Consider the following 23945-nt stretch of genomic DNA (forward strand, 5'->3'; position numbering starts at 1 on the left):
ATTATCCCTTACTTCCGCCGCTGGTGAGACCGCTGACCAGCGTCTTCTGCAACCAGATGGCAATAAACAGAGGCGGCACCGAAGCCAGAATGCCAATCGCCGCGATCAGCCCGTCATCGGTCGCGCGCCCGGCGGTAAAACCGGCAATCGCGACCGGCAGGGTCTGAGCCGAAATATTGCTGGTGAACAGCAGCGCGTAGAAAAACTCATCCCAGGCGAGCAGCCAGCCAAACAGGGCAGCAGCGCCCAGTACCGGTTTCGCCAGCGGCAGTGTGATGCGCAGCAGGACCTGCCAGAAGCGCAGGCCATCCAGTCGCGCCGCCTGTTCGATATCGCGCGGCAGCGAGTCGAACTGATTTTTGAGCATCCAGGTCAGGAACGGCAGGATCAGCGAGCAGTAGACCATCACCAGGCCGGGACGGGTGTTGAGCAGCCCCAGTTGTTGCAGCAGGAAATAGAGCGGCAGCACAAACGCCACCGGCGGCACCATGTAGATCGCCAGTGCGCCGGAAAGCCAGGCATCGCGACCGCTGTAGCGTGAGAAGCTGAACGCCGCCGGTATCGCCAGCAGCAGCGAGATTGCCGTGGCCACCGTCGCGACCAGCAAGCTGTTACCCAGCGCATGCAGGAAAATGTTGCCCGGCTGGTTCGGTGCCAGCGAAACCAGCCCCTGATAGCGGCTGAAATCCCACTGGCGCGGCAACCACTCAAGCGGCACGCGTGAAAGATCGCTGGCAGAGCTGACGCTCATCAGAAACAGCCAGCCCATCGGGGCCAGAATGCTGATGGCGACCAGCAGTGCAGCCCCATAGCGCAGCACCCGTCGTAGTTTAGTTTTCATAAGCGGAACTCCGGCGGCGCTGATGCCACAACATCAGCAGATAAAGCGTGATCAGCAGGGCGCACATCAGCGTCATCAGTATCGCGTACGCCGCACCGCTGCCGGCACGCAGATAGCTGAACGACTCCTGATAGACGAAAAAGCTCAGGGTTTTGGTGCTGTCTACCGGGCCGCCGCGCGTCATCACGTAGATGATGTCGAAGATCTTAAAGGCATCGATGGTGCGTAACACCAGCGCGACGCCGAGCGGAGCGACGATCGCCGGGAAGGTAATGGCGCGGAAACGACGCCAGGCAGACGCGCCATCCAGCCGTGCCGCCTCAAACAGATCTTCAGGGATCGACTGCAGCGCCGCCAGCACCAGCAGGGTGACCAGCGGATAGTTTTTCCAGATATCCGCGAACATCACCGCATTGAGCGCTGAATCCGGCGATCCCAGCCAGCTGCGATAGCCATCAATAATACCGAGCTGGCTGAGCAGGGCGTTGATGCTGCCGTAATCGGGGTTGAAGTTGAGCCGCCACATCATCGCGTTGACGATGGTCGGCAGCGCCCACGGCAGAATCACCAGCACCCGCAGCACATTGCGACCCACGAACTTCTGATTAAGCAACAGCGCCACCAGCACGCCGATGATTCCTTCAAAGGTGACCGAGACCAGGGTGAAGTAGAGCGTGCGCCAGATCGATGCCCGAAAGTCGGGATCGCTGAGCGCATAGAGATAGTTTTCCAGCCCAATCCAGGCAGGCGTTTCACCGCTGCCAATCAGCGCAGCGTCGGTAAAACTCAGCCAGATGGTACGTAGCAGGGGCCAGGCGGTAAGCAGCAGCATCACCAGCAGCATGGGTGCCAGTAGCACCCATGCCTGACGCTGTTCGCGTTGACGCAAACTCAGCATCATGACTCCTTAACGCAACCGGGCGGCGCTTTTATCAACCGTCGCCATCGCGTCCTGTGCCGGGACTTTACCCAGCAAGACCTGCTGTAACTGCTGCTGCAGCTGGTTTGACAGGCGCGAATAGTCAGCGGTCTCCGGACGTGACAGCATCACGTTTAGTGACTTGTCTGCTGCCGCAATCAGGCTCTCCTGATCCTTTTTCACTGCCTCATCCTGGTAAGAGGATTTCCAGATCGGCAGGCTGAGCTTCGCATACTGGTTCTGAACCGGCTGTGAGGTCATGTACTGAATGTACTGCCACGCCTCACTGGCATGGGTGCTGCCTTTGGTGATCCCCAGACCCATTGACCCGTTCACCGCACCCACTTTGCCCGGCGCATCGCCAGGCGCTGGCATGATGCCAACATCGCCCGCCACTTTGCTCTGCTTAGAATCGTTCGCCATGTTGTACATGTAGGTCCAGTTCAGCGCGAAAGCCGCATCGCCATTAGAGAACGATTTGCGTACATCCTCTTCCAGATATTCGCGGGAAGCCGGATTACTCAGCCCATCATCGAGCGAGCTTTTCATCAGGTTCAGCGCCTTGAGTGAAGCCGGGCTGGAGAAGTCGAGCTTGCCGTTCTGATAGAACTGTCCACCAAAGCCTGACACCAGCGTGGTGTAGTCACACACCAGCGCTTCCGCCTGAGACCAGCTCCAGACCAGCGGGTAAGTCACAATCTTCTTATCCTTGATGATCTTCGCGTCATCCAGCACCTGCTGCCAGGTCTGCGGCGGGGTGGTGATGCCCGCTTTAGCCAGCATTGCTTTGTTGTAGTAGAGGTATTTGGTATCGAGGATCCACGGCATACCCAGGGTTTTGCCTTTGTAGACCACCGTATTCATCGCGCCGGGGAAGACCTTCTCTTTCTCGTCCGGTGTAATGCGGGCGCTGACATCCTGCAACAGATCAAAGCGGGCAAATTCCGCTGGCCAGATGGCGTCGAACAGCACCACATCATAGCCATTACCGCCCGCGCCACGCGCCGCCACGATTTTGTCGTGCAGCGCTTCATAAGGAACAAATTCCAGATTGACGGTAACATCCGGATGCTGCTTCTGAAAATTTTGCGTCATCGCGCGGATATCATTTTCGCTATAGGCCGCCTGGGTCATAAACAGGGCATTGATCTGGCTGGCCGCGGCCGCGCTGCCTGCGCTTAACATCAGTAAGGCGGCAAACCCGGCTTTCAGTTTGGGGGTATAACGCTGTGACATGGTCTTCTCCACTATGCAGCAACAGGCTGTCGGTTAATTAAATCAATTTGATTGATTTAATCAGGGGCAAAATTCTGGTCAGTGAGTAACTGACCTGCAGGAACTAAGCAAACGGCGTGCCACAAGTATCAAAGGGCAAGTAACAAAGCCGTAACAACGCTGAAACTCAGACTGCACTTTTATGGCAAAATTGCCTATCCTGATGCGCGAGAATTGCGTGCAGCATCAAAGATATTATTTGCCGGAACGCCCCTGGGGACGAATACTGTCGGGTCCCGCTGTAATGGAAAACAACATGAAAACCTCGGGTACTAACCTTGAACATGCGCGGGCGCATAACCGGCGTGTGGTGATTGAAGCCATTCGCCTGCACGGTGAACTGACCCGTGCCGAACTGGCCCGCATGACGGCGCTGACGCCGCAGACCGTCTCGAATATCGTGGCGGAACTGGAGCAGGCCGAACTGCTGACCAGCCGCCAGCCGCGCCGCAGCGGGCGCGGTCAGCCATCGATTCCGGTTACGCTCAATCCCACCAGTGCCTGGTCGATCGGCATTCATCTTGATCATCAGACGCTGATGCTGGTGCTGGTCGATCTCAGCGGCGAAGTGCATTTCCGCCGCCTCGTTCTGGTGCAAAAACCCCAGCCTGCTGCCACCCTGGCGTGCATTGCCGGTGTGCTGGAGGAGATGCGCGCCTTTCTCGGCGCTCAGTGGCAGAAGGTGCTAGGGATTGGCGTGGTGATGCCTGGGCCTTTTGGCGTCGAGGGCATTTCATCTGTCGGGCCGACCACGCTCAACGGCTGGGAGCAGGTCAATATCGAGGCGGAACTCGCTGCCATCAGCGGCCTGCCGGTGACGCTGGAAAACGACGCCACCGTCGCTGCTATTGGCGAACGTTTTCACGGTACGGCGCGTCACCTTAACTCCTTTATCTATCTCTATATCGGCACCGGCCTGGGCGCGGGGATCTTCACCGATGGCCATATCTATACCGGCCACGCTCATAATGCCGGTGAAATTGGTCACATCGTGGTGGAGCCGGGTGGTCGCGACTGCTACTGCGGTAATCAGGGCTGTCTGGAGCGTTATGTCTCGTTACAGGCCGCCTATGAATTCTGTGGACTCGATCCGATGCGGGCGCTGCCTGAAGATCTGCTGCAGATTGAACCCGCGCGTTTCACTGCATGGATAGAAAGCGTCATGACGCCGTTGCGCCAGGCGATCAATATTCTGGAGTCGGTGTTTGATGCAGAGGCGGTGATTATTGGCGGGATGATGCCTGCGCCGTTACTGGAGCAGATGGTTGAACGGTTGCCGCCGCTCTATCAGTCGGTGCGGGGACGGTATCTAAATGATATGCGACTCAAGATCGGCATGACCGGAAGCGATACCGCTGCGCTGGGTGCGGCCGCCTTACCGATATTTGATGAGTTTAACCCGAAGTTTCAGGTGCTGATGAAATAGGTGAGGGAAAGGGCGCTGTTGCAGGCAACAGCGCCCAAAGCATTAACCCGGATAGATACCGCGATCTTTACGCGCCATCAGGATTCGCTCACAGGCCACGATGTAAGCCGCGGTGCGCAGCGAGCAATCTTTCTCCTTCGACTTGTCCCAGATATGAACCATCGCTTCGGTCATAATTTTATCTGAGCGACGATTGATCTCATCTTCGCTCCAGAAGAAGCTGGCCATGTCCTGAACCCATTCGAAGTAGCTGACGGTCACGCCGCCAGCATTACAGACCACGTCCGGCACCACGATAATGCCGCGCGTTGCCAGCATGTCATCGGCCTCCGGATAGGTCGGGCCGTTTGCGCCTTCCAGCACGATTTTGCAGCTGAGGATCTCAGCGCGCTCACGGGTAATCTGACCTTCCAGCGCAGCCGGGATCAGGATATCCATCTCAGTGGTCCAGAACGCCTCTTTATCAATGCTCTGCGCACCAGGGAAGCCGGCAATCTGCTTGTGGGCGATCTGCCATTCGCTCAGCGCGGCCATATCAATGCCATCTGAATTATAAATTGTCGCCGTGTGATCCTGAATCACTACCACACGAGCGCCCGCCTCATCAAACAGGCGTGCTGCTTCGCTGCCGACGTTACCGAAGCCCTGAACCGCCACGCGGGCGCCTTCGATTTCAATCCCTGAACGACGAGCCACTTCACGGCCGGTGATAAATACCCCACGGCCGGTCGCTTTTTCGCGGCCCAGTGAACCGCCCAGATGAATCGGTTTGCCGGTCACCACGCCGGTAATCGTTGTGCCGTGGTTCATGGAGTAGGTGTCCATCATCCACGCCATCACTTTGCTGTTAGTGCCGACGTCTGGCGCGGGAATATCTTTTTGAGGCCCGATGATGATGCCGATCTCGCTGGTATAACGACGGGTCAGCCGCTCAAGTTCACCCTCGGAGAGTTTGAACGGATCGACACGGATACCACCCTTGGCACCCCCGTAAGGCAGGTTAACCGCCGCACATTTGATGGTCATCCACGCGGAGAGCGCCATGACTTCATTCAGGTCAACAGCCGGATGATAGCGAATACCGCCTTTACCAGGGCCGCGCGAAAGGTTGTGCTGAACGCGATAGCCTTCGAAATGGCGAATCGTGCCATCATCCATCTGAAGAGGAATATCAACAATCAACGCACGTTTTGGATGACGCAAAGTATCTATCCAACGTGAAAGATCGCCCAGATAAGGCGCAACCCGGTCAATTTGCTGTAAGTAGGTAGACCAGGCAGATGTGCTGCTTTCAGACGCATAAGATAACTTATCCATAAAAAACCTTTCTTAATGAAGTCATTTATTGGGTGGAGCCGTGGAGGGTGAGCGCATTATCTTGCGCGGACATAATCTAACACTTCTGAAACAAATAAGATGGGGTGAATGCTCCAATAAAGTGCAGGCCTGCCCTGTTTTGGGGCAATATAAGTGAATAGATCTGGCGTGATGACCCCATTATCGCGAATAAAGATGCGACTGAAGTGCGTAGCGACTGCATATCACGGAAATATCGCTATCTTTCAATTCTTTGAGGATGTTCAAAAAGTTAAATAATTGATCGTAAGCCGATTGACTTTACCGGCCCTGTTCAGTGCATGAGAATAAGTAATGAAAGGATTACCTTAAGTAATGGATTGAACAGAAATTGTGCAGGTTAATCAGCGTTTTAGAACAGAGGGAGGGTTAAGAAGAGGGAAGTGAAGAAATAGCGGGCCAGCGCAGCGGGCTGGCCCGGAACGATTACTGATGAAGCGCCTGTTCGGCTTCTTTCAGCTCCTGGCGAGCGTCTGCCAGTTTATCTTCGCGCTTCTGGATTTTGCTGGCGCTGCGTCCTTCCGCTTTCGCTTTTGCCAGTTCCTGTTCGCGTTCCTGCACCTTAAACTTTTTCTCAGCTACTTTTTCCTGGCGCTGCTTTAACAGGCTGCCTTCGGTGCAGTTCTGATCCACTTCGCGCAGGGCGGTCTCAAGGCCGGCAATCTGATGAGTATTATTGTGCTGGCGGGCATAAGAGAGCTGGGTCTCAATCTCCTGCTTTTTGGCGGCACAACCGGTCAGGGCAGACGCCGCATGAGCAGCAGTGAAAGTCAGTGGCAACAGGCAAAGGCTGAGGGTCAGTAAAGTTTTTTTCATCGTAGTCTCGTCAATGAGTCAGGGTTGAGCCGCCAGTATACGCAGCCACCTTAAGAGATTCTTAACGGAAAAAAATATTTACCGGAGCGGAAAAGCGGGGGAAAAGAAGAAGCTGCCTGCTATCAGGCAGCGCTGGAGGCGTCAGCGTGTGAATAACGCAGGTTTCGATCAGGACCACTCAGCATTACCGGGTGACCATCCTGACTCTGCTGTTCGAAATAGTCCTGCATCAGATAACTGATCCCGGCACCACACCACATCACGTGATGCTGATGGAGTTCAGTTTTAATGGCAGGCTGTCCAGTTGCACGTGAGTCAACCGCAACATCAAAGCCCATCGCAGTAAGACGAATCGCTTCCAGCCAGATTTCCGTTTTATCGAGCACGCTCACCGCTTCCAGGAACAGAGGAATCGCGGATTCGTTACGCGATGAAACGCGCATCACTTTATCAGCCTGCTGCTGAACGGAGTGCTCAAAACGATCAAGGCGTCGCGACGCTCCCCGACGGTGATCGGCATTCAGCCATACACTCAGCGGTCGCAGCAGATTAATGATGAAATCATCACCGCTGTAGTTGCTGGACATATTATGCATCTGACGTGAAAGCGACAGCGGTGTGCCGAATTCCAGTTGCCAGAGCATGTCGCCTTTGCGCGCCGCCCAGCCATAGGTTGTAACTGCTGATGCAGCCTGCTGGCCCGCTTTGATCTCGTCCAGCGTTGCGCCTGTGGCCGTTAAGCCCACCAGGATGCGAATTTCGCTGAGGTGATCATCACTCCAGTCTTCCGGATTCTGCTGTGGCGTCAGTAAACCCTGCTTCATCCAGCGCTTCAGGTTCGCGGGATGGGTGCCGGTTATCGCACAGACCGTGTCGGTATTATGAATTTGCATTTCGTGCCCTCTGTAGAGGGAATAGCCGCCGGGGTTAACCGGGGATGAACAACCACTATGAACCTTATAATCGCCAATTAACAGGGTAAAAGACTGCTAAAAGCCCTGAACAGCTCGCGTGACGCTACGCTTATTCGCGAATTTAATTGTTTAAACTGATGCTGATCAGGAGGTTAACGGTTTGTAACGGGCCAATAAAAAGACTGTGTATTTATTCAGTAAAGATTCTTTACGCAAACCGACACGGAAAACCGCACTGTTTTACCCTTTTTAAGAGCATGCCGACTCGTCTCCCTCTTACATCCGCCCGACAAATCGCTAAAATAGCGGGTTCTGATGATCAGGAGAAAGAGTGCCCAATGCGTTATCGTTATACTCTCGCCGTTGTGACGGTTGCTGCTGTGCTGACCGGCTGCGCGAAGAAAAATGCCGCCGCCGATGCACAAAATGAATTTGCTGCTGGCCCGACACAGATTGATGTCTCGCATATCAAGACCCGCGCAGATGATGGCTCCAGTGTGTTCCTGACTGTAGATGGTAAAGACGCCGGCAGGCTGCCCAACGGCGAAAGCATGCTGCTGCATGTTCCTGCCGGAAAGCATCAGATTGGTGGCTATGTGCCAACCCTGTTTGGCATGGGTCGGGTGACCATAGCGCCGGTTGAAGTGACCACGTCACCGGAAGATGTCAAAAAAGTGGCTTATACAGTCACGCGTAATAAAGCGACCTTTGTTGAGAACAAGGGTGAGCAGGGCTGAGTTGATGACGGCGGAGAGTCGCACTCTCCGCTGAATACGCCTGCGCTATAAGCCGAGTTCGCTCAGTGAAGGATGGTCGTCAGGGCGCCGTCCCTGTGGCCAGTGAAACAGCCGCTGTTCGTCACTGATTTTCAGATCGTTGATGCTGGCATAGCGCTGCATCATTAATCCCCGCTCATCAAACGCCCAGTTCTCGTTGCCATAAGAGCGATACCACTGCAGTTGTTCATCGTGCCATTCATAGGCAAACCGCACCGCAATCCGGTTCTGGTCATAACTCCACAACTCTTTGATCAGCCGATACTGCTGCTCCCGCTGCCATTTTTGCTGCAGGAAAGCGACAATGGCTGCCCGGCCGGTCAGAAACGTATCGCGATTACGCCACTGGCTATCCGCTGAATAGGCCAGCGCGACGCGCTCAGGATCCCGGCTGTTCCAGGCATCCTCGGCCAGACGGACTTTTTCAATCGCCTGTTCAGGCCGGGTAAACGGCGGCAAAGGCGGACGTGATTGTTCCAACTTTCTCTCCTTATACAGCACTGGCAGATGCATGAGCCGCATCTGCGATAATCAGAGTTCCAGTGCGTGGATCTGGCAGACGGCACGCGCCGCTTCCTGACCTTTCTTCACGAAGTGCTGGGTATAGAAGTCGATAAACTCTGCCGATGGCTGGAAATTATGTGGCGTCAGGGAAACCGAGAACACCGGTACGTTGGTCGCCAGTTGCGCCTGCATCAAACCAGTGACCACCGCCTGCGCGACGAAATCATGGCGATAGATGCCACCATCGACGACCAGTGCTGCACAGACAATCGCATCATAGTTGCCGGTCTGAGCCAGACGTTGCGCCAGCAGCGGCATTTCAAAAGCGCCCGGCACGTCCCATGTTTTAATCTCATATGCCGTACCACGGCTTTCCAGTTCCTGTTCGAAACCGGTCAGAACCTGAGAAACGATTTCGCTGTGCCAGTTGGCTTTAATAAAGGCGACTTTCAACGGCTGCATGACTTACTCCTGTAAAAAGTGAGATCCAGTGGTAACGGGCCAGATTGCGCCTCTGCACCCCGAATCAAAAATAGTGAGCCTGGCAGGTCAGTAACCTGCTGACAGCCTTCACTATACTGTAATGTAAAGAGTCTGTGTCCATCATTGTGATTATATGTAAATAACCGATGCAGTGATTACCCCTATATGCTGCTGCAAAAGCCTGCAACGCCTGCTGTGCGGCGTTCAGCATGCACTCTCCAGCCCGGAAAATCGCCTCTCACCAGCCTGTTTGCGTAACCGCTTCCAGTTACGTCACTGCTTAAATAAAATACTGGATATTTGAACAGTTGTTTGTATAATAAATGGACTGCCCGCCGGGTATTGGTAGCGTAAGTGAGGGGTGAACCCATGATGATTTCGACTGAAAGCCTCAGGTCTCTGGAACAATCGGTCACAATGAGCAGCCGTGAGCTGGCTCAGATGACCGGTATTACACACGGAGAAGTGAAGCGGTTAATCAAAAGTCTGGAGACGGCTCAGCGTCTCTCCCAGCCACTCATCGTGAATGACTATGAGCGGGAAGGGGAAGTGCGTCAGGAGTATCGCCTGAACAAGCGCGACTCGCTGCTGGCTGTAGCTCGCCTGTCGCCGGGCTTCACTGCTGAAGTGCTGGATCGCTGGCAGGATCGCGAGAAGACCACTCACCTGCCTGACTTTACCAACCCGGCTGAAGCGGCTCGCGCCTGGGCTGAGCAGTTTGAACAGCGTCAGGCGGCAGAGCAGCAGCTGGCTCTCTCGGCGCCCAAGGCCGCGTTCTTCGATAACTTTGTCGAGGTCGATGATTGTCTTGGCTTTCGCCAGCTCTGTAAAATGCTGAAAGTGAAAGAGCCGGAGTTCCGCCAGTTCCTGCTGGAGCGCAACATCATGTATCGCGCCAAAGGAACCCTGACGCCGCAGCACTACCATCTGCAGGCCGGCTACTTTACGCTGCTCACCGGTACGGGCGAAAACCAGCATGCCTTCTCTCAGGCGCGCTTCACGTCAAAAGGGGTGAAATGGGTCGCCAGCCTGTGGGCAGGGCATCTTTCTGCTCAGCCCAAAGGTGCAGCCGCGTAATGGTGCCTCTGGAATTTTAGGGGAGGCTGATGGGTAAGCGCAGGCATTAAACGCAGAGATAAGAAAGGCCGCAACTGAGTGCGGCCTTTCTTGATCGTTCAGGATCAATTAACGGGCGAATTACCAGCCTTTAATTGCATCCCCTTTATAGACTTCTTCCGCTTTCGCGGCGACTTCCGGTGACTGCAGCGCAGCTTTCAGCTTCTGAATTTTATCGCTGTCTTTATTATCTTCACGGGATACCAGTGCATTCACGTAAGGCGACGAGGCACTTTCCATAAATAAGCCATCACGGTGTGCTGATAATCCAGCCTGAGCCGAGAAGTTGGTATTAATGATCGACAGGCTGACGTTTGGATCGTCTAACGTGCGGGTCAGCTGTGGCGTGTCCACTTCAACCAGCTTGAGATTTTTTGGATTCGCGACGATATCCAGTGAGGTCGGTAAATAACCCACACCGTCTTTCAGTTTAATCAGACCCTGCGCCTGCAGCAGCAGCAGGCTGCGTCCCAGCGTTGTGGCTTCGTTAGAGATGGTGATAGTGGCACCATTCTGCAGTTCACTGATGTTCTTGATTTTGTGCGAATAAGCCGCAATCGGGAAAACGAAGGTTTTACCCACTACCGCAAACTTATAGCCGCGCTCTTTAGACTGTGACTCAAGATACGGCAAGCTCTGGAAGGCGTTGGCATCGACTTCTTTGTTATTCAGCGCTTCATTAGGCAGCACGTAATCATTGAAGTTAAGCACTTCAACATCGAGCTTATATTTATCTTTAGCAACCTGCTGAACCACCTGCCAGATCGCTTCATCAGGCCCGGTATTAATCGCAACTTTAACTTTGTTATCGTCGTCTTTTGAACAGGCGGATAATAATAAAACAGAACTGGCGAGTAATGCCGTAAACAGACCTTTCATTATCAGAAATCCCTCAGGTGGTTGATGGCTTTAAAGATAATACAGAACGCACAGGTTGCGTACTGACTGAGGAATATATCTTATAACCACAACGCTGATTTCGAACATTAATTAACCAGCAACCCGGTCTGGTCAATAATTCCATGCACCTCATTCCGGATTTGCTGGCGGATATTTCCGGTCAATAAGCTCATTAAGCAGCAACGTGATTTTCTTCTACGCTTACTAATCAGTCATTACTGGATTCTATTGAATATTTACAGGGATTAACCATGTCGAAGCAAGATAGCGGGATCAAAGCAGTTGAAGTGATGCGCAGCAGCCAGGCCTGGAATGGTGAAGTTATCGAAGCCTATCCCACTGGCGAACCAGAAATCACCGTTATGCGCCTGTCACTGCCTGCCCACACCTCATTGCCCTGGCACACCCATCCGATGCCGAATGCGGCGTTTATTCTCTCCGGCACCCTGATCGTTGAGGATAAAGAGAGCGGCGAGCAGCGCACTTTCCAGACGGGTGAAGCGCTCAATGAGACGGTTAATAGCGCACATAGAGGCTTTACGCTGGATGAGCCTGCCGAACTGGTGATTACCTATGCCGGTGTGAAAGGGCAGGAACTGACCGAGCCGTTGCCGGGCGAACCCGAAGAGTTTTAAATCACGATGCCTCACGGCAGTGTCTCCCGCTGCCGTGATCCAGCCCTTCAGTAAACCCCGCCGGATTTGATTCTGATCAGTAACACGCGAGCGAGCACAGCCCAGGATTAAAGGTCCTCTGCTTCATCCACATCACTATAAAAAGGATTTTTCATGGATAAGAACGTTGCCTTACTGCTCGCACCTGGCTTTGAAGAAGCTGAAGCCATCATTACGCTTGATATCCTTTCACGGCTGGGCGTTCGCGTGACGACCCTGGCCTGCCAGCCATACAGGGAGGTGACCAGTTATCATCAGGTAAAGCTGGTCGCCGATGAGCTGCTTGAAACGAATCGCGAGAGGCTGTTTGATGCGGTGATTGTGCCGGGCGGCCCCGACGGCAGTAAGAATCTGTCGCTGAATGCTGCGGTCATCGATTTCATTCGCCGTCATGATGAGGCGGGTCGCCTGATCTGCCCCATCTGCTCCGCAGCAGCACGCGTGCTGGCTCCTCATGGGCTATTAAAAGGGCGTCGCTATGTCAGTTCCGGCACCTCATCAGAAGGCATTACCGATGGTGTTTACGTCAATGCGTCCGTGGTGAAAGAGGGCAATTTGCTGAGCGGGCAGGATCTGGGCGCGGCGTTTGATTTTGCCTTTGCGATTGCTGTTGTTCTGACAGGTGAAGGTGACAAAGCCCTCGAACAGGCGGAACACATCAGTCATAAGCTGAACGTCGATTTCACTCAGCTTTAGTCCGCTTTTCTGCGCCCCGGAATAGCGGGGCGCACATTATTCTTGACTAAAAATCACAACCAAATCCCGCTTCCCGCAGCACCGCTTTTGCCTGTTCTGATCTTAAAAACGTTGCGAGCCGTCCTGCCTCTGGCGTGATAACCGCACAGGCATAGCGGGCAACAGGGTTAACAGCCTCCGGGATATCAATGACCGTCAGTCCGGCAATCTGGCTCAGGGCTGCCCGATAGCTGGCATAGCCGATAAATAGATCCGCCTGATCCGTGTGAATAATCCATTCCGCCGCGAGCCTGCCTGCGGGAATCGCTGCTGAGTCACGCCCGCCCACCAGCGGGATTGCGCGCTTGCGTACCACTTCACCAACATGGCCCATCCGGGTGAAAAGTATCTGCGCGTAATCTCCCGATGGATCGGCGGCTGGCGTGGAGGTTGCGATTCGCAGTGAGTCACGGGTGAGCAGCTGATACCAGTCGTCTCCCGCCTGTAACCGATCGCTGCGCACCGTGATGCAGAGTTTATTGGTCGCAAAGGACATGATCGCCAGTGCCTGACGGGCAGCCAGCAGTTTCTGCGGATGCGCCTCACTGGCGGAAGCAAAGAGATCGCAGGGTTCACCGGCTTCAATCTGTTCGCGCAGCAGACCTGCGGGGCCAAACCGGGTATCGACCGGCTCCGGGAAGTGCGCCATCAGCGCGGGCCAGACCGTTTTCAGGCTACCCGCCGCCAGCACGCGCATCATTCGGGCCCCTGATAAGTGGTGCGATAGAAGCGCTGATACCAGCGGTTAGCCAGTTTGTTCATGTCCACATCCTGAAACTTCTGCGGATAGAGCTTTTTCGCCATCCACAATTCGCCAATCCCCATCGCTTCCGGCATCGGATAACCCCAGGCTTTGGCGTAGTCCGGCATCAACCAGACGCGATGATGTTTGACCGCATCGATCGTCTGCCATTGCGGTGAACTGTTGATTTCATTGACCACAGAGGGATAGCGATCCTGCACAAAAATCACCTGCGGATCCCAGGCGATCACCTGCTCCATCGACACGGTTTTAAATCCCTGCACGGTCGCTGCGGCAACGTTGAGCGCGCCCGCATGCCGCATCATCAGGCCAGTGTATTTTCCTGAGCCATACGTGGTCAGTTGGGGATTGGCCATGTAGGCGCGAATACGTTTCTCCGCCGGAATATCCTTCAGGCGGTCGCTGACCATTTTGCGCCCCTGATCGGTGGCCTCAATCAGCGCTTTTGCTTCTGCGGGTTTATTGACGATCTCGCCAATCAGCGTAATGCCTTCCCGCAGCCCTTTGTCGTAAGCCATCTCCTCGTCATCCAGGGTCGGATTCATTTTGGCCTTTTCACCCGGCTGGTCATGACGCAGCGAGATAGCCACCACCGGAATCCCCAGCGCGGTAATGCTGTCGATCATCTCATGCGGCGCATAATTGGTGACAAACACCACCTGCGGATGCAGCGCCACCAGTTTTTCAGGATCGACATGCGTCAGATCGCCCAGCGTGGTTTTCTGATTCAGCTCGGGAGCCAGACGGGCATAGCCGTCGCCGAGCTGCTGCTTCCAGTTCGCCATCACACCGACGATTTTATCTGTGGCATTCATCTGCACCAGCAGGTTCAGCGTCTGATGCTGAAGCACCACAATGCGATCGACATGGTCTGGAATCGTCACCTGACGGCCAATCTGATCGGTAATCTGGCGTGATGCCTGGGAAGAGAGCGGAAGGAGTATCAGTAAACCGAATATGCATATCTGCCAGAAGCGCTTCATTAACTATCCTCGAAAGTCGTTATGCATTAGATTATATAGCGATAGGTGATGTGCGTCACGATTTGGGTCATTATTTTGGGAAAGCAGGACGAAGGTAAACCATATTGTTACCGATAAGACTCTTGGTAGTTCAGCATTTTAACTCCACGGTCAATAAAATCCTGAGCGACTCATAATGATTTGCCGCTTTCCCTGTCTGTGATCAACGTTCGTATAAATAAAAGTGCGTTACTCTGCGACCTCTAAGATTTCAGACCTGACAGGAAGTCAACTGCATGATAATCAGCCCGCCGTTTGTCCGTACCCGTAACACCGGAGAAAATGACCCGTCATGGGTCAGCAGAATGATGCCCGTGGATATAAACCGGGATTTCCCGCTCAACCGGCACGCATCATGGCACGGGGGCGTGCACGTCCTCCACACCGACCGCACTGAGGAAGGCTACGACCGCGTTGAGTTTGTCCGCGCGATTGCGGATGGGGAAGTTGTTTCTTTTCGGTCTCCGTCTTCCACACACAAACGTGATACTTTTCCGCTGAATTATGATGGCAGAACCGATGATGGGTATGTGCTGTTAAAGCATCAGACCGATATCGGTGAAAACTGCCGTGTCGTTTATTACTCCCTGTATATGCATCTCATGGACCGGCTGGACCCGGCAATCAGAGCCTGAGCAAAAGTCTGGCGCAAGGACCGTATCGGGCAGAGTGGTATGGTTAGCGAAACTAATGCCTTTCACTTTGAGGTGTTCTGTGACAACGAAAACATGCTGAAGCTGACCGGACGCATCACTCCTGAACTCGATATCACCCGTGACGGCAGAACCGACACCCTTTATGGCGATATCCATTTTTATCTGCCGCCCGGTACACGCTTTTATGAATCGGTGACTGATGCTGCCTCACCGGACACGGGCCGCCTGAATTCAGTTCATACCACCACGGAACCGTTATTCGTCAGCATGACCTTCGAAAAAGGCGACTGCACGATGGTAACCCGCAGGCAGAACACCACCACGGCGGCACATTTCGACACGGTGGGGGAGCCGCTGGTGAATGCAGATGCCAGTCCGGCAGACAATTCCATTGCCGAGACATATCTGAAATATGAATATAATCTGTACCGGACAGCCTGCCGTCTGTATCCGCAGAATCCGTCTGCCGGGCTCGAACTGCTCCGTTTCGGGCGGGTCATCAGCACTGAACATGAAACCCTTACGCCTGCTGATGCCCCGTTATGGCGTACCGTCAGCTTCCCCGGCGGAACGGGCATGGTCAATCTGGCCAGCCCTGACATCAAAAAATTCAGCGATGCCGACTTCCCGCACTGGACAGGGTGGCGGATGGTGGACGATGACACGGACAACAACAGTCAGTGTAATTCTCCCCTTATCGCCGGATTGCAGGACAGCGGGCATTTCGGCGACCTGAGCAGCCGTCTGGTCTGCCATTTTCCGCTGGAGTGGAATGCTGCTACCTTTGACCAGCGCTATACCTGGCTCAGAAGCGGCTCTGACAATGTGCCGGCCATGTCAGAAGAAGACTATGAACAGCTGAAAAGCCATGCCTCAGCGCTGTGTTTTGACACGGGCGAACACGGCACCGGTCGGTTATGGCATTTCCATCCAACGGCTTTTATTGCCCATTTCCGTAAGTGCTGTTGGATAAGTAAGCAGGAGCTAAAACAACTTATCCCCCTGAACGTGATAAGAATGGCTCGTCGTAATAGTTATCTCTGGGAACCAATAGTCTATAGAGATGGTACTGGAAGTATGGCTGATAGTATTCGTATTCATCTGAATAAGGGAATGCAAAAATATCTGATTAATACACCTCTGCGTATTGCCTGCTTCCTTGGGAATGCCATACAGGAAACGCAGTGGTTATCCCAAAGAGAAGAGGTTGGAAACCGGCAAGTTTGGTATTATCCATGGCATGGGCGTGGGTTATTGCAACTAACTAGCCCAAGCAACTACTTTGATTACTTTAGTTTTCGAGGCCTCCAATACACTAATGATATAAAAAATAGATTATCTGCAGAATACAATCGTCTGTATGCAAACAGAAATATCAGACAAACAGACAATCATCTGTCAGATACAGAAAATGATATTCCTTATGATATTATCATGTGGAGAAGTAACGTTAGTGGTAACGATCATGACGTCGTTGACAGTGCCGGTTTTTATTGGATTTCGGCTTATATGGCTTATCATTCAGATGCAGAACATGAGCTTGAAAGATGTAGCGTAAATACAAATTCCAGAGTAAAAGTATACTACCGCAGCCCTGCCTTCTGGAAGGCCAGTGCTTCAGTTAATCTACCCGGGAGAATAAACACTCTATACTCAACTGCCCTCAATGGATTCAATGATCGCTGCTGCGTATACGGCAGTGCTATTTCAGTACTCACTGAGCAAAAATTCCCAGATAACAATGGCAATGCAATAGTCGAAAAACCTGAATCAAACCAGTTAAGGAGAGGGTAATGAACAGAGTGCTATTATTTCCAATTTTAATTTTCTTTATTACACCTCCACTTTTCGCTGATCAACTACACAGCCAGCATGATGTAGAGTCTGACAATTCTGCATTGACATTACTTCATAATACCCTGGCAGAGATGCTTCAAAACGAACCAGGGCAAAAGCTGGAAAAAATAGCAGATAAATTTCCATTAACAAACTACACTGACTTTACAATCAACACTGAAACATCAATAAAAACAATCAAAAAGCCTTCCGCTAAAATTAGTAATGATGAATGGCAGGCTTTTATCAACACAGCCTTCAGTGCTGACTCGGAAAATGGAGAGGTTAATTGCAAACTTGTTGATCTTGATGGTGACGGAGAGCGAGATCTCATTATTAGTAGCTACTCAGGAGGAACTGGATTATTTAGTTACACAGGGGTCCTAAAACGGATTGGTGACAAATTCTTCGATATAAATAACAATGCTGAAAATGACACTCAGACTATAACAGGTGCACTATATTCAGAAAATGGGCGCGGGGCCAATCAGTGGGGGCAGTGGGTTCGCATTAATGACCAAGTCTATGCACTTTGGTTTAATGGTGAATATGATGAAGATACCTTTTATTTGTTGCGGCCATTTAATACAGACAATAAAATACCGAGTATAACCATTTATTATCAGTACGAATACGATAACTCCTCGATTGAACCGCAAGACGAAGGAAAAGAGTTAAATCCAGCATTAAACGATCGTGACAAAAAACAGTTAATTAAATCGCTCAATTCTAAGAAGTATTATTTCAATAAACAAAAAGAAGAACAGGAACAAGAGCCTGTTTGCCCAATCCCAGCAGGTACATCATCTGAAGATGCAGCGCATTATAGAACTGAAATTGCTGGAAGTTATGTCACTCAACCTGTCGCAGTTATCCCTGTTTGGTTGAACGGGACGTGTTTCATCGGTTCTGTTGAAAGCTATTTTGGTCGTGGTGAGCTAATGACTATTAGTTCACCGAAAGATTTGAATATACTTGGCACTTACTCGATTACGGGGTTACGCCATTTAAAATCAATAAAAAGTGGATGGAAATCCAGAGAGGAAAACATTCTCTTATAATCGGAACTTTTAAAGATTCAGAGGAACCGGTTGTGCATAACATCCTCTGTCAGCGACGGTAGTAAGGCAATGCGGCGTTGATGGAGGCCCTCCTGTTAAATTAAAATTCAATATAAACAACGAATTATATTCTTAGCGTACGTTTTCGTTCCATTAGCCCTCAAACCCCGATAAGGGAATACAGTCGTCTTTATTTACACCGCGGCATTCGCTATACCGACAATCACCTGTCTGACACCGAAAACCACGTCCCGGAAAATGTTATTCGCTGGCGGAATAACGTCAGCAGCGACCTGCATGAGGCAGCCAGCAGCGCCGGGTTTTACTGGGTGGCAAGGGGTATGTCAATTTACGCCGACAACCCACATTTACTGGAGCGATGCAGCGTTAACGCTCGTGGGAGCGGAATAAAAGCCAAGCCTTCTGGCGGGCCAGTGCCACCGTCAACCTGCCGGGTCAGATCGATAACGACCGATATCAGGGGCTGAATGGCTTTGATACCCGCTGCTGTGTTTACGGTAGTGCAATAGCTGTCTTCACCGAGCAGAAATTCCCGGACGGCCATAACAACCCTGTCAACGAAAAAACCGAATCAGACCAGCTAAGGAGAGGCTGATGAAGAAATTATTATTGCTGATGGCAATCCCGTATTTTACATCCGGAAAAATAACGCCTGAAATAACTATTCCAGACAGCTTCAGTGAGTTGTCTTTCGACCAGCTATCATTACACAGAAGTAACTACCTGGCGAATACAGCTAGCTGCGAAATTGTTTCATTAAAACTATTCCATCCGATAGAGCATAATAAATACCCGCCATCAGCATCCTGGCTTTGCCTGTTTCCTGTTGATGTCATCAATGACGGATATGGCCCAAACAGATCGCTTGCTGAAAAGGTCTATCTTGATAAAAAAACGGATCGGTGGAAAAAGAAAAAATATATCAGAAACAGAAAAGAAACCCAGCGTTCTCTGGATGTTTATGGCATTAAAAGCCTGAGCGAGTTACAGCCTCTGAAGCTGTTTAATATTTAGTCAGTCAATGCCCGTGGCTATGCGGTTATCGACAGCAATATTCCCCTGGAGGAAAAGCAGAAAGGAGTGAAGAAAAGGCTATCATTCTGCCTGATACAAAACCATAGCTATTCTGCTTTTTGTGGTTTTGGCTCAATGATTAATGTCGTCGACGGCAAAGAGATTGATTTCACTCCCTATATGCTCAAATCTCTTGAGACCGTGGAAATGGGATTACCGGAAAAATCAACTAATTGACAGTAATTAAATTCGCCATATGACTGATTCAAATTCATATAAACAGCTAAGATGCTCACAAGCAAAAGGATCTGATAAGGATTCTTTTGCTTGTCCAGGTCTATCCTGAATTCTTACTCTAAGTTTACATTCTACAGAGCGTCAGCCGCCCTCATAGCTTCCCCAACACAGCACTGATTATGTGCAATGCCCGTTGCTGGTTCACCATCCCGGTGCCTTCTGTGCCGAAACTCGTCTATCTTGCTGATATTTGTGGCTTTAATTTCTGGCACGCCATTTGCTGAAGTCTTAGCAGTAAGCAGCGTATGACACATTGATAGCAAATAGCTGGCTAGGGTTCCGGTTCACGCAGGTGAATGTCTGGTCCGAGAGCTGGCGACCTCTGCGAGGTTACACGGCGGGACAAAAGCCCGGGAGACAGCGGCACCATCTGGTGTCTTGCGCTGCTCCCGTTTTTTTGTGCCAACCAGAGGTCAACCATGAAGAAATCACCACTCCTGACGCTTGTTATGTCTCTGGCGCTGCTGGTCAGCGCGCCGTCTTCCGCCGCAGTCAAAAAAGAGTTCAACATCTGCTGGACCATCTACGCAGGCTGGATGCCGTGGGGCACCATCAGCAATGAGAAGATCATTGATAAATGGGCCAGCAAATATGGCATTAAAATTCATATCACCCAGCTCAATGACTATATCGAGTCGATCAACCAGTACACCGCCGGGCAGTTCGATGGCTGCACCATGACCAATATGGATGCGCTGACGATTCCTGCGGCAGGCGGCGTTGACACCACGGCGCTGATCACCGGCAGCTACTCCGAGGGTAACGACGGCGTGGTACTGAAAGGGGAAAATAAGAAACTCAGCGATCTGAAAGGGATGTCGGTCTATCTGCCTGCGCTGTCAGTTTCTCACTACCTGCTTGTGCGAGGTCTTGAGAAGGCCGGACTGCAGGAAAAAGATGTCAAAGTCGTAAACACCTCCGATGCCGATATCGTCTCAGCCTTCGGGACCAGCAACGTTAAAGCGGCCGTCGCCTGGAACCCGCAGCTTTCGGTCATCAAAAAGACCCCACAAGCCACCGAAGTGTTCAGTTCATCGGCCGTGCCGGGCGAGCTGATTGACATGATGGTGGTGAATACCGACACCCTGAAAGACAACCCCGCACTCGGCAAGGCGCTGACCGGTGCCTGGTTTGAGATTATGGCGAAAATGCAGGCCGGAGACGCGCAGGCGCTGAACGCGATGGCAGCCGATTCCGGTACTGACCTCGCCGGTTACAAAGCGCAGCTGAAAACCACCCATCTGTTCTGGACGCCCGCCGAAACCCAGACCTTTGTCGCTTCCCCCGATATTGCGAAAACCATGCAGCGCGTCGCCACGTTCTCCTTTGATAAAGGATTACTGGGCGATGGCGCGCAAAGCGCTGACTTCATCGGCATGAGCTTCCCTGGCAACGTCACCGTCGGCGATAAAGCCAACATCAAACTGCGCTTTGACGATAGCTATCTGAAGATGGCCGCTGCGGGCAAGCTCTAATCACCGATCTCAGGAGTTTTTGCTATGCGCCACATCAACCGCTACCCCCGGCAGGGAATGCGCCTGACGCTGATGCTGTTACCGTTTGTGTTGCTGATCGCCGTCTGGTTTATCAGTTCGGCGGTGCGTCTGGAGGCAAACCCTCAGGACAAACTGCTGCCCGGCCTGTCGCAGATGATCGCGGCCATCGACCGGATGGCGTTTACGCCGGACAAGCGCAGCGGGGAGTATCTGCTGTGGGCGGATACGTGGATTAGCTTAAGCCGTCTGCTGACCGGCCTCGTGATCTCTTCGCTGATTGGTCTCTGCATCGGTGTGGCTGCGGGCGTCTTCCCGATGAGCCGCGCCGCGCTGTCGCCGTTCATGACCGTGGTGTCGATGATTCCGCCGCTGTCGCTGCTGCCGATGCTGTTTATCGTCTTTGGGCTGGATGAGCTGTCAAAAGTGATGCTGATCGTCATCGGCATTACGCCGATGCTGGCGCGCGATCTGGAACATCGGGCGCGGGAGATCCCCGCGGAACTGTTTATCAAAGCGCAAACCCTGGGGGCGAACAGTTGGACGGTGGTGCTACGGGTAGTCCTTCCGCAGCTCTTATCGCGGCTGATCACCTCGCTGCGTCTGCTGCTTGGCTCCGCATGGCTCTTTATGATCTCTGCCGAAGCCATTTCCGCAACCGCCGGGTTGGGTTATCGCATCTTCCTGGTCCGCCGCTATATGGCGATGGATGTGATCATTCCTTATGTCATCTGGATCACGCTGCTGGCGTGGCTGATGGATCTCGCGCTGCGTCAGCTGCACAAAGCCTGTTTCCCCTGGGCGGAAGGAGGCCGGGAATGAGTTTTATCGATATCAAAAATATCTGGCAGGAGTATGGCGACCACGTGGTGCTGGAACGCATCAATCTGCAGGTGAAAGAGGGCGAGTTCTGCTCGCTGGTCGGTGCATCGGGCTGCGGTAAGTCGACGTTTTTACGCCTGCTGCTCGGTCAGGAGAAGCCAACGCGGGGAACGATCACGCTGGATGGCGAGCAGCTGCCCGGAGAGCCGGATCGCAGCCGTGGCGTGGTGTTTCAGCGCTACTCCGTTTTCCCCCATCTCAACGTGCTGGATAACGTCGCCATTGGCCTCGAACTTCCGGCGTCACCCTTTACCGGGCGGCTGTTTGGCGCCAGGAAACGCCAGGCCCGGGAACAGGCAAAACAGATGCTGGAGAAAGTCGGTCTGGGTCATTCGCTGAATAAATATCCGGCGCAGCTTTCCGGCGGGATGCAGCAACGGCTTGCGATTGCTCAGGCGTTTGTGATGCAGCCGCGCGTGCTGCTGCTGGATGAACCGTTTGGCGCGCTGGACCCCGGCATCCGCAAAGATATGCATGCGCTGCTGCTCCAGCTGTGGAGCGAAACCCGGATGACGGTGTTTATGGTCACGCACGACCTGGCCGAAGGCTTCAATCTGGGTACCCGGCTGCTGGTGTTCGACAAAGTACGCATCGACCCGCAGGCCCCCAATGCCTGGGGCGCGCGTATCACTTACGACATTCCACTTAATGAAACGCGGCTGTCTCAGCTGGCGACCGGCAGTAAAAACAACATTTATCCCTTAAAGGAGACCGCTCAATGACAGAACGTTTTCATTCAGCCCAAAGCCTGCGCGAAGAGCAGTTGCCAGGCGGAGCGCATACCTCGCTGATTCTGCGTAAAGGGCAGATTCTGCGCCTGACCGACATCGGGGGCGGCGCGAACGTCAGCATGATGATGCTCAATCCGCACGAGAAAAGTGAACGACTGAATCTGCCGGACACCCTGAAAGGCCAGCACACCGCACGCCTGACCACCGGCCACTGCTTCTACTCCGATATGGGGCGTGTGATGGCCGCGATCGTGGCGGACAAATGTGGCTGGCACGATCCGTTTGGCGGCGTACTCAACGCGGCGGAAACACAGGAGAAGTATGGCGCCGGGCGCTATCAGGAGCTGCGCAACGGCTTCTACCGTAACGGCGTGGATAATCTGTTGGTTGAAATGGGCAAATGGGATCTGGGCCTGGAAGACCTGCTGATGGTCGTCAACTTTTTCAGCAAGGTGACGGTTGATGAGACTGGCCGCTTCGGCTTCAGCACCGGCAACAGCCGCGCAGGGGATTACGTTGAGCTGTACGCGCCCATGGACGTGCTGATGGTGCTGACCGCGCTGCCACATCCGCAGGATCCCGCCACTGACTATCTCCCACGTCCGGTCCAGCTGAGCTGGTATCAGGCCGACGATATGCAGGCCGTCAGCGAAGCGATGGTGACTCGCGGTGAAAACCAGCGCGCGTTGCATAACACCCAACTTTTTGCCCTGTAAGGAGGCTGTGATGACCCTTATCCACTCTGATCGTCGTCCTGAAGATGCTGTCTATCGCCACGTGATTCCGGCTGGCGAGCCGTGGCTGTTCGAAGTGAAAAAAGGGCAAACGCTGCGCCTGCTGGACCTCGAAGGTAATCAGGCGATTGATACCCTGTTTTACAACACCGATAATCCGCGCGAACGCTACGATCCTCAGCGCACGCTGCGTCGTCAGGGCAAAGTCTATCTGACCACCGGCAGCGTGCTCTATTCGAATCTCGGTAATCCGCTGCTGACGATCGTCGCCGATACCTGCGGCCGCCACGATACGCTGGGCGGTGCCTGCTCGCAGGAGAGCAACACCGTGCGCTATGCCCACGATAAGCGTTATATGCACAGCTGTCGGGATAACTTCCTCTGCGCCTGCCTGCACGATGGCCGCCTGCATAAGCGCGATATCGGCGCCAACATCAACTTTTTCATGAACGTTCCGGTCACGCCTGAAGGCGGTCTGACCTTTGAGGACGGATTATCTGCACCCGGCAAATACGTCGAACTGGTGGCGGCTTGTAACGTGATGGTGCTGATCTCTAACTGTCCGCAGCTGAATAACCCCTGCAACGGCTGGAACCCGACACCCGCCGAAGTGCTGGTGTGGAACTGAGCCAGCCCGCTGAACCTCTCCGGCCACCTTTTTAGTGCCGGTCAGCCCCGGGGACGGCCCCAGGGAATATCG

23 protein-coding genes, 1 pseudogene and 1 riboswitch are annotated in these 23945 nt (G+C 53.1%); of the genes and pseudogenes, 13 read left to right on the top strand and 11 right to left on the bottom strand.

From position 1 onward, the window contains the following. Position 1: 1 nt before the first annotated feature. Genes ACN1CO_RS14930 through ACN1CO_RS14940 form a run of 3 tightly spaced genes read right to left on the bottom strand, consistent with a single transcriptional unit; the run spans position 2 to position 2996 of the window. Positions 2-841: a carbohydrate ABC transporter permease gene (locus ACN1CO_RS14930; RefSeq protein WP_135910781.1), complete on the bottom strand. Its 840-nt coding sequence runs from the start codon at positions 839-841 to the stop codon at positions 2-4. Then, positions 831-1739: a carbohydrate ABC transporter permease gene (locus tag ACN1CO_RS14935; protein WP_419139980.1), complete on the bottom strand. Its 909-nt coding sequence runs from the start codon at positions 1737-1739 to the stop codon at positions 831-833. Before ACN1CO_RS14935 ends, ACN1CO_RS14930 begins: the two co-directional genes overlap by 11 nt. Positions 1740-1748: 9 nt before the next feature. Then, positions 1749-2996 (bottom strand): extracellular solute-binding protein, encoded by a 1248-nt coding sequence (locus tag ACN1CO_RS14940; RefSeq protein WP_419139608.1) that lies wholly within the window; start codon positions 2994-2996, stop codon positions 1749-1751. Positions 2997-3291: 295 nt separating this feature from the next. Between ACN1CO_RS14940 and ACN1CO_RS14945 the strand changes: the two genes are divergently transcribed. Next, positions 3292-4461: an ROK family transcriptional regulator gene (locus ACN1CO_RS14945; RefSeq protein WP_419139609.1), complete on the top strand. Its 1170-nt coding sequence runs from the start codon at positions 3292-3294 to the stop codon at positions 4459-4461. Positions 4462-4503: 42 nt separating this feature from the next. Here the strand turns inward: ACN1CO_RS14945 and ACN1CO_RS14950 are convergent, their stop codons facing one another. The 3 genes from ACN1CO_RS14950 to ACN1CO_RS14960 all read right to left on the bottom strand — a co-directional run bounded on the left by ACN1CO_RS14950 (position 4504) and on the right by ACN1CO_RS14960 (position 7526). After that, entirely contained in the window at positions 4504-5778 is a 1275-nt protein-coding gene (locus ACN1CO_RS14950; RefSeq protein ID WP_419139610.1) for a Glu/Leu/Phe/Val family dehydrogenase, read from the bottom strand. A 465-nt stretch (positions 5779-6243) separates the two neighbouring features. After that, positions 6244-6633 carry a DUF1090 domain-containing protein gene (locus ACN1CO_RS14955; protein WP_419139611.1) on the bottom strand — a complete coding sequence of 130 codons (390 nt, stop codon included), beginning with the start codon at positions 6631-6633 and terminating at the stop codon, positions 6244-6246. Between the two features lie 122 nt (positions 6634-6755). Further along, complete coding sequence (locus ACN1CO_RS14960) at positions 6756-7526, bottom strand: MerR family transcriptional regulator (protein WP_419139612.1); 771 nt, start codon at positions 7524-7526, stop codon at positions 6756-6758. 359 nt (positions 7527-7885) lie between these two features. Here ACN1CO_RS14960 and ACN1CO_RS14965 point away from each other — a divergent pair, with 359 nt between their 5' ends. Next, entirely contained in the window at positions 7886-8284 is a 399-nt protein-coding gene (locus ACN1CO_RS14965; RefSeq protein WP_419139613.1) for a hypothetical protein, read from the top strand. A gap of 45 nt (positions 8285-8329) precedes the next feature. Here ACN1CO_RS14965 and ACN1CO_RS14970 read toward each other — a convergent pair whose 3' ends face one another. Beyond that, positions 8330-8803: a DUF1348 family protein gene (locus ACN1CO_RS14970; RefSeq protein ID WP_419139614.1), complete on the bottom strand. Its 474-nt coding sequence runs from the start codon at positions 8801-8803 to the stop codon at positions 8330-8332. A gap of 51 nt (positions 8804-8854) precedes the next feature. Then, on the bottom strand, positions 8855-9289 hold the full coding sequence (locus ACN1CO_RS14975) for a 6,7-dimethyl-8-ribityllumazine synthase (RefSeq protein ID WP_419139615.1): 435 nt from the start codon (positions 9287-9289) through the stop codon (positions 8855-8857). Positions 9290-9679: 390 nt separating this feature from the next. On the opposite strand from ACN1CO_RS14975, the gene ACN1CO_RS14980 reads away from it, so the two are divergent. Further along, positions 9680-10387 (top strand): phage antirepressor KilAC domain-containing protein, encoded by a 708-nt coding sequence (locus tag ACN1CO_RS14980; protein WP_419139616.1) that lies wholly within the window; start codon positions 9680-9682, stop codon positions 10385-10387. 120 nt (positions 10388-10507) lie between these two features. On the opposite strand, the gene ACN1CO_RS14985 is transcribed toward ACN1CO_RS14980, so the two are convergent. Next, positions 10508-11305: a MetQ/NlpA family ABC transporter substrate-binding protein gene (locus ACN1CO_RS14985; RefSeq protein WP_419139617.1), complete on the bottom strand. Its 798-nt coding sequence runs from the start codon at positions 11303-11305 to the stop codon at positions 10508-10510. A 272-nt stretch (positions 11306-11577) separates the two neighbouring features. On the opposite strand from ACN1CO_RS14985, the gene ACN1CO_RS14990 reads away from it, so the two are divergent. Together ACN1CO_RS14990 and ACN1CO_RS14995 are read left to right on the top strand one after the other, a co-directional pair. Further along, the gene (locus ACN1CO_RS14990; protein ID WP_419139618.1) at positions 11578-11961 is read left to right on the top strand and encodes a cupin domain-containing protein; all 384 of its coding nucleotides are present in this window, start codon (positions 11578-11580) and stop codon (positions 11959-11961) included. A gap of 153 nt (positions 11962-12114) precedes the next feature. Next, the gene (locus ACN1CO_RS14995) at positions 12115-12696 is read left to right on the top strand and encodes a DJ-1/PfpI family protein (protein WP_419139619.1); all 582 of its coding nucleotides are present in this window, start codon (positions 12115-12117) and stop codon (positions 12694-12696) included. A 46-nt stretch (positions 12697-12742) separates the two neighbouring features. Here ACN1CO_RS14995 and ACN1CO_RS15000 read toward each other — a convergent pair whose 3' ends face one another. Continuing rightward, positions 12743-13432, bottom strand: a complete 690-nt coding sequence (locus ACN1CO_RS15000) for a molybdate ABC transporter substrate-binding protein (protein ID WP_419139981.1) — start codon at positions 13430-13432, stop codon at positions 12743-12745. Then, a complete protein-coding gene (locus tag ACN1CO_RS15005) occupies positions 13432-14481 on the bottom strand; it encodes an ABC transporter substrate-binding protein (protein WP_419139620.1) in 1050 nt (349 codons plus the stop codon). The genes ACN1CO_RS15000 and ACN1CO_RS15005 overlap by 1 nt, the downstream gene beginning before the upstream one ends. Before the next feature lie 275 nt (positions 14482-14756). Here ACN1CO_RS15005 and ACN1CO_RS15010 point away from each other — a divergent pair. The 8 genes and pseudogenes from ACN1CO_RS15010 (at position 14757) to ACN1CO_RS15045 (ending at position 23873) form a co-directional block, all read left to right on the top strand. Then, a pseudogene (locus ACN1CO_RS15010) lies at positions 14757-16970 on the top strand (M23 family peptidase). Continuing rightward, positions 16970-18073 carry a hypothetical protein gene (locus tag ACN1CO_RS15015; RefSeq protein WP_419139621.1) on the top strand — a complete coding sequence of 368 codons (1104 nt, stop codon included), beginning with the start codon at positions 16970-16972 and terminating at the stop codon, positions 18071-18073. Before ACN1CO_RS15010 ends, ACN1CO_RS15015 begins: the two are co-directional and overlap by 1 nt. Before the next feature lie 615 nt (positions 18074-18688). Next, the gene (locus ACN1CO_RS15020) at positions 18689-19108 is read left to right on the top strand and encodes a hypothetical protein (protein ID WP_419139622.1); all 420 of its coding nucleotides are present in this window, start codon (positions 18689-18691) and stop codon (positions 19106-19108) included. Between the two features lie 557 nt (positions 19109-19665). Continuing rightward, positions 19666-19764, top strand: a riboswitch (guanidine-I (ykkC/yxkD leader). Positions 19765-19824: 60 nt separating this feature from the next. After that, positions 19825-20880 (top strand): putative urea ABC transporter substrate-binding protein, encoded by a 1056-nt coding sequence (locus ACN1CO_RS15025; RefSeq protein ID WP_419139623.1) that lies wholly within the window; start codon positions 19825-19827, stop codon positions 20878-20880. 24 nt (positions 20881-20904) lie between these two features. Further along, positions 20905-21720 carry an ABC transporter permease gene (locus ACN1CO_RS15030; protein ID WP_419139624.1) on the top strand — a complete coding sequence of 272 codons (816 nt, stop codon included), beginning with the start codon at positions 20905-20907 and terminating at the stop codon, positions 21718-21720. Beyond that, positions 21717-22502 (top strand): ABC transporter ATP-binding protein, encoded by a 786-nt coding sequence (locus ACN1CO_RS15035; protein ID WP_419139625.1) that lies wholly within the window; start codon positions 21717-21719, stop codon positions 22500-22502. The genes ACN1CO_RS15030 and ACN1CO_RS15035 overlap by 4 nt, the downstream gene beginning before the upstream one ends. Next, positions 22499-23227: an urea amidolyase associated protein UAAP1 gene (locus tag ACN1CO_RS15040; protein WP_419139626.1), complete on the top strand. Its 729-nt coding sequence runs from the start codon at positions 22499-22501 to the stop codon at positions 23225-23227. Before ACN1CO_RS15035 ends, ACN1CO_RS15040 begins: the two co-directional genes overlap by 4 nt. Before the next feature lie 10 nt (positions 23228-23237). After that, the gene (locus ACN1CO_RS15045) at positions 23238-23873 is read left to right on the top strand and encodes an urea amidolyase associated protein UAAP2 (protein WP_419139627.1); all 636 of its coding nucleotides are present in this window, start codon (positions 23238-23240) and stop codon (positions 23871-23873) included. The last annotated feature ends 72 nt before the right edge of the window (positions 23874-23945 follow it).

Source organism: Pantoea sp. R13S299 (assembly GCF_048515925.1).
In the GTDB taxonomy this organism is placed as follows: Bacteria; Pseudomonadota; Gammaproteobacteria; order Enterobacterales; family Enterobacteriaceae; genus Pantoea.